This is a genomic window from Lawsonibacter sp. (assembly GCF_022777125.1).
GTDB classification, from domain to species: Bacteria; Bacillota; Clostridia; order Oscillospirales; family Oscillospiraceae; genus Lawsonibacter_A; species Lawsonibacter_A hominis.
Genome location: NZ_JALFGV010000132.1, coordinates 1 through 10,353 on the forward strand (window position 1 = coordinate 1; position 10,353 = coordinate 10,353).

Annotated in this window: 13 protein-coding genes, 1 pseudogene and 1 riboswitch; of the genes and pseudogenes, 12 read left to right on the forward strand and 2 right to left on the reverse strand. The window is 59.8% G+C overall.

Translation table 11 applies throughout. The features are described from left to right. Positions 1-158 precede the first annotated feature (158 nt). The 12 genes and pseudogenes from MR825_RS14410 (at position 159) to MR825_RS10675 (ending at position 8,323) form a co-directional block, all read left to right on the forward strand. Positions 159-251 carry a hypothetical protein gene (locus MR825_RS14410; protein WP_441328117.1) on the forward strand — a complete coding sequence of 31 codons (93 nt, stop codon included), beginning with the start codon at positions 159-161 and terminating at the stop codon, positions 249-251. Then, positions 248-1,498, forward strand: a complete 1,251-nt coding sequence (locus MR825_RS10630; RefSeq protein WP_287880679.1) for a hypothetical protein — start codon at positions 248-250, stop codon at positions 1,496-1,498. The genes MR825_RS14410 and MR825_RS10630 overlap by 4 nt, the downstream gene beginning before the upstream one ends. Before the next feature lie 979 nt (positions 1,499-2,477). Next, positions 2,478-2,579: riboswitch (TPP riboswitch) on the forward strand. A 92-nt stretch (positions 2,580-2,671) separates the two neighbouring features. After that, positions 2,672-3,472: a bifunctional hydroxymethylpyrimidine kinase/phosphomethylpyrimidine kinase gene (thiD, locus tag MR825_RS10635; RefSeq protein ID WP_186908811.1), complete on the forward strand. Its 801-nt coding sequence runs from the start codon at positions 2,672-2,674 to the stop codon at positions 3,470-3,472. Further along, positions 3,469-3,765 carry a thiamine-binding protein gene (locus tag MR825_RS10640; protein ID WP_186908812.1) on the forward strand — a complete coding sequence of 99 codons (297 nt, stop codon included), beginning with the start codon at positions 3,469-3,471 and terminating at the stop codon, positions 3,763-3,765. Before thiD ends, MR825_RS10640 begins: the two co-directional genes overlap by 4 nt. Before the next feature lie 17 nt (positions 3,766-3,782). Beyond that, a complete protein-coding gene (gene thiW, locus MR825_RS10645; protein WP_287880681.1) occupies positions 3,783-4,322 on the forward strand; it encodes an energy coupling factor transporter S component ThiW in 540 nt (179 codons plus the stop codon). A gap of 13 nt (positions 4,323-4,335) precedes the next feature. After that, the gene (gene thiM, locus MR825_RS10650; RefSeq protein WP_287880683.1) at positions 4,336-5,172 is read left to right on the forward strand and encodes a hydroxyethylthiazole kinase; all 837 of its coding nucleotides are present in this window, start codon (positions 4,336-4,338) and stop codon (positions 5,170-5,172) included. Continuing rightward, on the forward strand, positions 5,153-5,812 hold the full coding sequence (gene thiE / locus MR825_RS10655) for a thiamine phosphate synthase (protein WP_287880685.1): 660 nt from the start codon (positions 5,153-5,155) through the stop codon (positions 5,810-5,812). Before thiM ends, thiE begins: the two co-directional genes overlap by 20 nt. Then, complete coding sequence (locus tag MR825_RS10660; RefSeq protein WP_287880687.1) at positions 5,805-6,443, forward strand: HAD family hydrolase; 639 nt, start codon at positions 5,805-5,807, stop codon at positions 6,441-6,443. Before thiE ends, MR825_RS10660 begins: the two co-directional genes overlap by 8 nt. Beyond that, complete coding sequence (tenA, locus tag MR825_RS10665) at positions 6,440-7,099, forward strand: thiaminase II (RefSeq protein ID WP_287880689.1); 660 nt, start codon at positions 6,440-6,442, stop codon at positions 7,097-7,099. The genes MR825_RS10660 and tenA overlap by 4 nt, the downstream gene beginning before the upstream one ends. A gap of 2 nt (positions 7,100-7,101) precedes the next feature. Further along, a pseudogene (locus tag MR825_RS14415) lies at positions 7,102-7,500 on the forward strand (ATP-binding cassette domain-containing protein); the annotation flags it as partial. Positions 7,501-7,559: 59 nt separating this feature from the next. Further along, a complete protein-coding gene (locus MR825_RS14420; protein ID WP_353845882.1) occupies positions 7,560-7,856 on the forward strand; it encodes a hypothetical protein in 297 nt (98 codons plus the stop codon). After that, the gene (locus MR825_RS10675; protein ID WP_287880691.1) at positions 7,853-8,323 is read left to right on the forward strand and encodes an ABC transporter permease; all 471 of its coding nucleotides are present in this window, start codon (positions 7,853-7,855) and stop codon (positions 8,321-8,323) included. Before MR825_RS14420 ends, MR825_RS10675 begins: the two co-directional genes overlap by 4 nt. Positions 8,324-8,426: 103 nt before the next feature. Here MR825_RS10675 and MR825_RS10680 read toward each other — a convergent pair whose 3' ends face one another. Both MR825_RS10680 and MR825_RS10685 read right to left on the reverse strand, forming a co-directional pair. Further along, the gene (locus MR825_RS10680) at positions 8,427-9,680 is read right to left on the reverse strand and encodes an MFS transporter (protein ID WP_287880693.1); all 1,254 of its coding nucleotides are present in this window, start codon (positions 9,678-9,680) and stop codon (positions 8,427-8,429) included. After that, a complete protein-coding gene (locus MR825_RS10685; RefSeq protein ID WP_256176264.1) occupies positions 9,670-10,146 on the reverse strand; it encodes a MarR family winged helix-turn-helix transcriptional regulator in 477 nt (158 codons plus the stop codon). The genes MR825_RS10680 and MR825_RS10685 overlap by 11 nt, the downstream gene beginning before the upstream one ends. Positions 10,147-10,353: the final 207 nt, after the last annotated feature.

Below are 10,353 nucleotides of genomic sequence, written 5' to 3' on the forward strand. Positions count from 1 at the left end.
CTGCCGCAGAAGTATCTGGGCGATTATCTCAATGAGTATTGCTTCCGGTTTAGCCGGCGTAACTTTGGGGCCCATTTGCTTGACCGTTTGGTCATTGCTGTTTCTAATTCCTCGTTGGCTTACTCAAGGGGATAACCATAAAAGAAATTTCTCTCAGCATGGCCCTAAACGAATCAACAATAAAAACTAAGCTGAGACGAGGCCGAATGAAACTAAAAGAAATACTGACGAAGGAGGGAGCAACCTTATGAAACGCAATATTTCCGATTTGCTGGACGCCTATATCGATGAAAGCGTGGATCTAAATGGCACCTCCCTGCTCTCCTCTTCGCGGATCAAGGAGTTGACCCTGAGCCGGATCAATCAAAAAAACACGGCAACAATGCTGGAACAAGGAGGCCAAGGCCGCATCCGCAAGCTTCTTTCCCGCTGTCTGCTGATCGCTGCCATAATCGCATTGCTCTGCTGTATAACGGCATTCGCAATTGTATTTTCCCTGCGCGACGCAGCCAGAATGGATATGGGTATCTCTGCTGAAACTCCTATCCCGGAATGGACGGAATATAACGATGTTGAAAAAACAGCGGAAGAACTGAAGGATGTCCAAGTGACGCTGATGTCCACCATGTGCGCGGAAGAACGGCTTTATGCATATATAGCAATTTCGCCAGTTCCGGAACAAATTGCAGCGATCCTTGCCGAGAACGCCTCTCCAGAATACGAGTGGGATTTGAGCGGAATGAGCACGGTAGGTTGTACCTTCCACACGGAGCAAACCAGCTATGATCCGGAAACACAAACGGCACTGGTCAAAGTATTTGTGTACGGCGAGGAATTGAGGCAGATCGAGCAGGTTGAACTAACGCTTGAACTGACCCATAATCTGAAACCGGAAGAGCGCTATGGTCCCATCGTGATCCCCGTTACAGCAAGTCAGATGATCAGCATCCCGGTGGATATACCCATCGAAAATACGAAAGCCCATTTCGAAGCTGTGTGGGGCCTGCGCCCTGAGATGCCCGATGTTCCTGACTACGTATCGGAAGGCAAAATCACTCAAATTGCAATTTGCGCCGGATATATTGAGTTGGCTCTTGAAACACCGGGTCTATCACAATGGACAACAGAATCTAACGCAGAACAAGTCAAAATTCAGGTAGATCCAGAAATGCCGTTGGCTCCTGGGATGGAAGATATAAAAGGAAATTTTATACGAGGTCTGTTCCGTAACAATTGGACCGTTAGCGTAAATGAGGCGTTGCAGGGAGCATCGGTAAATTACAAAGACGGAACATCCGATGTGATTGACGAAATCCCACGTAACTTAGCGGGCATTTGGTTGCAGCCTAGCGGCAGAGCTCCTGATGCCGTATATGAGGGCAAACAAAGATACCAATTTACACCAAAGCAGGCATTTGATTTGAGCGCGGTAGAGTCTATTACCATTGACGGTACTAAGTATTTTTTCCCCACAATGATGGAAGAAATTGATTCTTGAGAATTAAACAGGCCTACTGAACGCCAAGCTGAACAGTTCAATCTGTGCAGGATAGATTGAGGTTAGAACTTGAGCGTCCGGGTATCGCGGAGTGGGCAACCATATCGAACGCGGATCAAGCAGTTGATCAAATCGCCGGTCCGGAAGATATCGAGGCGTTGCCTGAGTCTCGTGCCATCATTACAAGATCCCTGTTTTCCAAGAACGGGTGGGCGAGCGTGGACGAAACTCTGCGTGGGGCGAGGCTAAATTATTAAGGCATTACCGCATGCTTCAACGCGTGCGGATCGGCGCGAAAATTTGTGCCGCAAAAAGGCGCGAAACCGCAGGAATACTTTTTGTATTGCAAGGTTTTGCAACGCATTTGTGGGGCAAATTGGCCGCCAAGACGTGCGTGGGGAATTGTGCGGTGTTGCCTTAAGATGGAACATCGGAAGTAATCGGCCAAATCCCAAGCGTTTACGCCGGCGGCCGGTCATCAAACGATGACGATTCCAAATATCAGTTTATACCGAAAAAAGCATTTGATCTGAGCACGGTCGCGTCTGTCACTATTTGTGATACCAGGTATGCCTTTATTACCATGGACGAAATCAAACTTTGGGCACAACGCCGCGCAGTATATTTGAAGTTGGTCCAAAGCATAGGGCGGCCTGCACACTGCCAATACGGCGCTCCCCCCCAGGGGGGGAGCGCCGTACAAAATAATCCCCGGCACCAGGGCGCCATGCCTCCCTGCTGCAGCCATTCAACAGATCATCGGACGGATAACCCGTTTGGGCATGCCGCCTTGTACTCATCCTCCGCCTTCTTGACGCGCTATCGAAAAACAAAAAACGTTCTATACGCATTTCTTCCGGCCTTTGGGGCGAGCGAAACATTCCTCCTTCGGTTTCATCTTTACTTTCGTTCATTCCTGTGTTATAGTAATGGTTGCAGAATGAGCCGCACTGCGGTTTCTTCTGCGACAAGTCAATATGGTTGCCTGCAAGGGAGCTCTGAAGAAGGGCTGAGAGGGGAAACATCCCGACCTTACCTGATGTGGATAATGCCAACGTAGGGACGCAGTGAGTAACATACGGCTTGGGCCCTTTGCGGCCCCAGCCGTCAAAGTCTATTACTCGGAGCGCTCCTGGACGGGCGTTCCGAGTTTTTTCTTTGGGAGGTATCGAAATGAAAACAGTATTGACCATCGCCGGCAGTGACTCCAGCGGTGGGGCAGGTATCCAGGCCGATCTGAAGACCATGACCTGTCTGGGGGTGTACGGCATGAGCGCCGTCACCGCGCTTACGGCTCAAAACACGACCGGGGTCTACGGCGTGCTGGAAGCCGCTCCCGCATTCGTAGGGCAGCAGCTGGACTGCGTCTTTCGGGACATTCGCCCCGATGCGGTAAAGATCGGCATGGTATCCAACGCGGACATCATCCGCACCATTGGGGCTAAGCTGCGGGAGTACCAGGCCGCGCACATCGTAGTCGATCCGGTGATGGCGGCCACCAGCGGCAGCAGCCTGATGCGGGAGAGCGCGCTTTCCGCCCTGATGGAAGAGCTCTTCCCCCTGGCAGAAGTCATCACCCCCAACCTTCCGGAGGCGGAACGGCTATGCGGTTTCCCCATCGGGGATGAGGCGGATATGCTCCGGGCCGCCGAGGCCGTCGGAACGGTTCTCCCCGGCGCCGTGCTGGTAAAAGGCGGTCACCGGACGGCCGATGCGGACGATCTGCTCTGGCACGGCGGCACGGCCCGCTGGTTCCGGGCGTGCCGGGTAGACAACCCCAACAATCACGGTTCGGGCTGCACGCTGTCCTCCGCCATCGCCTCTTTCCTGGCCCTGGGCCACGCCCTGCCCGAGGCGGTCGGAATGGCCAAGGCCTACATCACCGCCGCCCTGGAGGCCGGGCTGGACCTGGGCGGCGGCAGCGGTCCGCTGAAACACAATTATGCCATTTTGGAAGGGGGCGCCGTGCAATGAACGCGAGCGTCGCCATCCAGGTCCTTCCCAAGGTCCTGGAGCAGGAGGAGACCCGCCGCATCGTGGACGAGGTCATTTCCTACCTGGCCTCCACCGGCCTGCACTATGCGGTAGGCCCTTTTGAGACCACGCTGGAGGGTGAGCTGGACCAGCTTCTGGATCTTGTAAAGGAATGCTGCCGCATCTGTGTGCGGGCAGGCTCCCCCAGCGTGATGAGCTACGTAAAGATCAGCTACAAGCCCGACGGCGTCTGGACCATTGCGGATAAGACGGGCCGCTATCAAACCCTGTAAGGGAGGAGGAAATTCCGATGCAACCGATTCATTCTGCGTCCGCCATGACCCGGGCCGGCGGCGTCTCAGTACGAAAAATGGCGCTTACCGCCATGCTGGCCGTGCTGAGCTTCGTGCTCTCCACCTTCGTCTATTTTCCCGCTATGGCGCCCTTCCAGCATTTCTGCAACCTTCTGGGGGCCGTGTTCCTGGGCCCCTGGTACGGGCTGGCCGCCGCCGCCCTGACCGGGCTGCTGCGGATGGTGCTCACGGGGCGGACCATCCAGGCTCTGGTGGGCGCCGTGTTCGGCGCGTTTCTCTCCGCCCTGCTGTATCAGAAGACGCGCAAGCTCTGGCTGGCGTATGCCGGCGAGGTATTCGGCACCGGCATCCTCAGCGCCATAGCCGTTTACCCACTGATGCGGCTGTTCTACGGTCTCCCCCCTCACTCCCCCTTCTACTACATTCCCTTCTATGTTCCCTCCGCTGCCGTGGGCGGCGGGATGGGCTGCGCCGTCCTTCTCCTTCTCAGGCACTCCGGCGCTCTGAACCGGATGCTGAATCAACTCAACCGTTAAGGGGGAGGGACCTATGCAGCCAGCCGAATTTGCCGCCCGGCTCCGGGCGGTGCGGAGCGCCGCGCCCCTGGTACAGTGCATTACCAACTTTGTCACCGTCAACGACTGCGCCAACATGATCCTGGCCGCCGGCGGATCTCCCACCATGGCCCACGACCTCCGCGAGGTGGAAGAATCGGTCGCGGGGGTCCAGGCTCTGGTGCTCAACCTGGGAGCCGTCGGGGAGCTGGAGGCCATGCTCCTGGCCGGAAAAACGGCCAACGCCCTTGGAATCCCCGTGGTACTGGACCCGGTGGCCGCCGGAGCCACCACGCTGCGGCGGCAGGCCTGCCGCCGCCTGCTGGCGGAGCTTGGCTTTGCCGTCATCCGCGGCAATGCTTCCGAGATCCGCTCCCTGGCCCTGGGGCAGCGGGGCGGCAGCGGGGTGGACGTATCCGCCGGGGACGCCGTTACCCAACAAACGCTGCCCCAAGCGGCAGAGCTGACCGAACGCCTGGCCCGGCGCACCGGGGCGGTGATCGCCCTCTCCGGCGCTACCGACATCGTCTCCGACGGGCACAGGACCCTGCTGCTCCATAACGGCGTACCCACCATGGCCCGCATCACCGGCAGCGGGTGCATGCTCGCCGCCCTGACCGGCGCTTTCTGCGGAGCATCGCCGGAACATCCCTTTGCGGCCGCAGCCGCAGCCGCGGCCGCCCTCGGGGTGGCGGGGGAGCTGGCCGAGGCGCACCGCCTGCGCAGCGGCGCCGGCAACGCCAGCTTCCGCACGCATTTGATCGACGGGGTGTTCCGCCTCACCGAAACCCAATTGAGAGAAGGAGTCCGCTATGAAGTTTACCAAGGATGAGATCCGCGCCTCCCTGCTGCTGTACGCGGTCACCGACCGCACCTGGCTGAACGGACGCCCCCTTACCGAGGATGTGGAGCGTGTGCTTGCCAACGGCGCCACCTTCCTCCAGATCCGGGAGAAGGCCCTGGAGCGGGATGCTTTTCTGGCGGAAGCCAAGCGCCTGCAGGCTCAGGCCGCCCGGTACCACGTCCCCTTCGTGGTCAACGACTCCATTGAAGTGGCGCTGGAATGCGGCGCCGACGGAGTTCACATGGGGCAGTCCGATCTGGCGGGCAAGCCGGTGCGCTCCCTCATCGGCCCGGACAAGATCCTGGGCATTTCCGCCAACACGGTAGACGCCGCCGTAGCCGCCGAGCAGGCCGGGGCGGATTACATCGGCGCGGGAGCGGTGTTCTCCACTACCACCAAAGCGGACGCCGGGAGCCTGACGCTTGCCCGGCTGCGCGCGATCTGCGACGCCGTAACCATCCCGGTGGTAGCCATCGGCGGGATCAACGCCGACAATCTCCCGGCCCTGAAGGGCAGCGGCGTGGACGGCGTGGCGGTGGTGTCCGCACTCTTCGCCCAGCGCGACGTGGGGGCTGCGGCCGCCCGCCTGCGGACGCTGGCCGAGGAACTGGTGGGACGCCATGGATAAGCGCTTTTGTATTTTTGACATGGACGGCACCCTGGTGGACTCCATGCGCTATTGGAAACGTCTGGGCCGGGACTATCTGGGGGCCCGCGGCATCCGCCCGGAGGAGGCGCTGCTGCGGGCGATGGAGTCCATGACCATGCTGGAGGGAGCCGCCTGCTTTATGGACGCCTTCGGCATTCCCGGCCCGCCCCAGCGCATCGTGGACGAGATGGAGGCCATCATGGACGTCCGCTACCGGAAGGATGTGGACCTGAAGCCCGGAGCAAAAGAATATCTGGAGCGGCTGAGGGGCCGCGGGTGCCGCCTGTGCGTGGCCACGGCCACCGCCGAGCCGCTGTCCCGCGCCTGCCTCTCCCGGCTGGGGGTGGACGGACTGTTTGACTTTATTCTGAGCTGCGAAACGCTGGGCGTGAGCAAGGAGCATCCGGACGTGTACCTGTCGGCGGCCCGCCGGCTGGGCGCGCAGCCGGCGGAGACCGCCGTCTTTGAAGACGCCCTCTACGCCGCCCGAACCGCCCGGGACGCGGGCTTTTACACCGTGGCTGTTTCAGAGCCCGCTTACGCCTCAGACTGGCCTGCGCTCTCCGCCCTGGCCGACGAGACTCTTTTGGATTGGAGGAGCGCCGTATGACGGTAACACAGCGTCTGTACCAGGCCGCCCGCCCCGTGTGGGAGGCCTGCCATGCCCATCCCTTTGTCCGGGGCATCGGCGACGGCACCCTGCCGCTGGAGCAGTTCCGGTGGTTTCTGCTGCAGGACTACCGGTACCTTTTCGATTACGCACGGGTCTTTGCCTACGGAGTGATCAAGGCCCGGGACCCGGAGCTGATGCGCATCTTCTCCGTCAATTTGGACGCCATCCTGGGCGGCGAAATGCGGCTGCACCGGGCCTACATGGCCCGCCTCGGCATCCCGGAGGCACAGGTCTTCGCCGTGCAGCCCGCCCTGGCCAACCTGTCCTACACCCACTACATGCTGGCCGTGGCCGCCGCCGGAGGCCCGGCGGAGATCGTGGCCTCCCTTCTGGCCTGTTCCTGGAGCTATGCCGAGATCGGCCAGCGGCTGGCCGACCTGCCGGGAGCGGCGGAGCACCCCTTTTATGGCGAGTGGATCCAGGGCTATGCCGGAGCGGATTACCAGAAAACCAACGCCGCTCTGGTGGCGTTGATGGATACGCTGGCCCAGGACTGCAGTGAGGCGGACTATCAGCGTCTGGAGGAGATCTTTGTCTCGTGCAGCCGGTATGAGCTCGGCTTCTGGGACATGGCCTGGAAACGGGAGCCGTAGCCATGCTGGAACTTGATTCCGTCTCCTATCAGTACCCTTCCGAGGACTTCGACATCATCGACCGCCTCTCCTTTCGGATCGCGCCGGGCTCCTTTCATTGCATCCTCGGGGTCAGCGGCTGCGGCAAAAGCACCATCTTCCGCCTGACCAACGGCCTGCTCCAGCCCAAGTCCGGCGCCATTCGGGTGGACGGCGCGCCCATCGGCGGCCGGAAGCGGTACTGCGGCTACATGCCTCAAAAGGATCTGCTGCTGCCCTGGCGCACCGTGGGGGAAAACGCAGCCCTTCCCCTGGAGCTGGCGGGCGGCCTGTCCCGGGCCCAGCGGCGCGCTCAGGCAGAGGAAGCCCTGTGCGGCGTCGGCCTGTCCGGCTGTGCCGGCAAAATGCCCCACGAGCTCTCCGGCGGCATGCGGCAGCGGGCGGCCTTCGCCCGTGCCATGCTCACCGGCAGCGCCTGCTTTTGCTGGACGAGCCCTTTTCCGCCCCGGATTTCCTTACCCGCATCTCCATGCAGGAGTGGCTGCTGGATCAGTGGCAACGGTATGGGAAGACCATCCTATTCATCACCCACGACGTGGAGGAAGCTTTATTTCTCTCCTCCAGCGTGCTGGTGGTGGAGCGCACCCCCATCCAAACGCTGGCGGAGCTTCCGGTCCCCGCGCCCTTCCCCCGGGAGCGCTCCTGCCTGAAGGCTCCAGAGCTGGCGGACCTGAAAGAGCGGCTCGTGGCGCTTTTGCGAAAGCAGGTGAAGGTATGAAAGGTCCCTGTAAGGCCGACCTGCCCGCCCTTCTCTTTCTCTTTGCACTGCTGCTCCTGTGGCAGGCCGCAGCTGCGGGGATGGACGCGGCCTATACCCTGCCGTCGCCCCTCCAGATCATCCAAAAGCTGTGGGAGCTGCGCGTGCTCCTCTTTACCGTCCACCTGCCCGCCACCATGACGGTAACCGCACTCGGCCTGGCGTTCTCCCCGGCGCTCGGTCTGGCCCTGGCGGTGGCCATGGATGCCAGCGGTCTGGTACGGCGGGTGCTCTATCCCCTGGTCGTGGTTTCCCAAACCATCCCCACCACCGCCATCGCGCCCCTGTTTGTATTATGGTTCGGCTATGGGATCTGGAGCAAAGTCCTGGTGACGGTGCTCATCACCTTTTTCCCCATCACCATCACGGTGTATGTCAGCCAGGCGCCATCGCTGGACGACCTCTACGTCGATCTGGCGGCGGGATGAGGCCCCCGCCGTCAGAAAGCGTCCCCGCCCCCATCTGCAGCACGGAAAACAGGAAGGCGGCCCAGGCCGCCTTCCTGTTTGGTATCTTCCGGCGCGTCTGCTTTCAAGTTCCGCTTTCCGCCGCCCTGCTCCACTTTGCCGAACGGATATACAGCGGTATCGCGGCAAGCTGCGCGGCAACAGAGACCGCTATCATGGCCGGGATGCTGATATCATACAGCACACCCAAAAGCCAGCTTCCCAGGAACCAGAACACGCCGAAGGAGCACTCGAAAATACCGTAGCCGGTGGCGCGGCTGGCTTTGGGAACCATATTCGTTACAGCGGCCTTTAGGATGGATTCCTGCGCCCCCATCCCTATGCCCCAGAGCGCGATCCCCACAAGCACCATGGGGACCGACGGGACGGCAAACAGGAAAATCGCAAAGGGCGCCGAAAGGATCGTCGACCAGACAAGGGCCCTGACGCCCTTTTTATCGTAGAGGAATCCAAAGAACAGGGCGGCCACGGCGTCTACCAGCATCGCTCCGGCATAGAGCAGCGGCAGCGTCCCGCCGCTTACCAGCGCGGAGGTCTGCGCAAGGCCGGCAGCCAGTCCCGTATAGGTGCGGGAGATGTGCATGATCACAATGGAGTAGTCGATAAATCCAAAGGCAAAGAGACTGATCCCGGCAATATAGAGGATGAACTCCTTCTTCATTTTGAACGGGACATACTCTTTGCTTTCCGGCTCAAAGCGTTCCGGGTTCGGGAATCGGTATCTGGTTACCAGCAGCAGGACGATCGTGATCACACCGGGGACCGCCAGCACCGCAAAGCAGGCGGAGTAGATCTGAAACACAGTTCCCTCCGTCTTGAAGAGCATGACAAGATACAGCAGCACGGGCCCGAGAAACGCGCCGATCTGGTCGAGCACCTCCTGAATGCCGAAGCTCTTGCCCACGCCCTCCTGTGCGGCGGCAAAGGACAGTATCGTATCCTTTGCGGGCTTTTTGATGGCCTTGCCCATCCGCTGAACGATCAGCAGCCCGCAGGCCCCGATCCATCCGTGCTCTCCCACCAGCGCAAGCGCAGGCACCGCCAGCACATCCAGGAGATAGCCCGCAATCGTCATGGGCCAGTACTGCTTTGTTCGATCCGTCAGTTTCCCGAATACATAGCGCATGGAGTAGCCTATCAGTTCTCCAAGCCCGGAAACAAATCCGATCGTACCCGCAGAAGCGCCGAGCAGGGAGAGATATGCGCCGCGGATGCTGGATGCCCCCTCGTGGGTCATATCCGAAAACAGGCTGACAATGCCGAACAGAAGAATAAACAGCATCGCCTGGGAGAGTCTTTTCCGCTTGCTATGCTTCATCCGGCCGGCACCCTTTCATTCTTTGATTCATTTCCGGAAAATCCGCCCTGCTCTCTGCTTTACACCGCCGGTACAGTCTGTCCAGAAGCCGTGCAAATTCCTGTTTTTCCGCCTCCGGCAGCGGCTGCAGCAGCCACTCGTAAAACAGCGCCTCCACATGCGCTTTGGAATGTTTCAATCCTTCCGCTTTTTCTGTGGCAAACAGCAGCTGGCTCCGTCCGTCGTTGGGATTCTCTTTCCGGATCAGATACCCCTTCGCCTCCAGATTGGCCGTCTGTCTTGCGACGGCCCCTTTGTCGATCCCGACGATCCTGCACACGCCCGCCTGTGTAATGCCGGGATTCTTACGGATCGCATGGAGCACATCGAATTCCGCGGTACCGATCCCGTCTTCCCGAAGGGTACGGACTGTAAATTTGCCGACTTCCCGCGCAATTTTTGTAATTTTTCTTTTGGTAATATCCATTGCCGCCTCACGTCAAAAAGATGTAGCATCAACCAAATCAGATGATACCACATCTTTTTGGTTTGTCAAGCAGCAAGCTTACGGCCCGGGGGTAGTGTCAAGGATTTTGCGCAAATTGGTTTGCAGGCTCTGGAATGAATGAAGTCAGCCAGCAATGGAGGCGTCCTCAACGGCAGCCTCCAGGTGCTTCATATTCATGTACTTTTT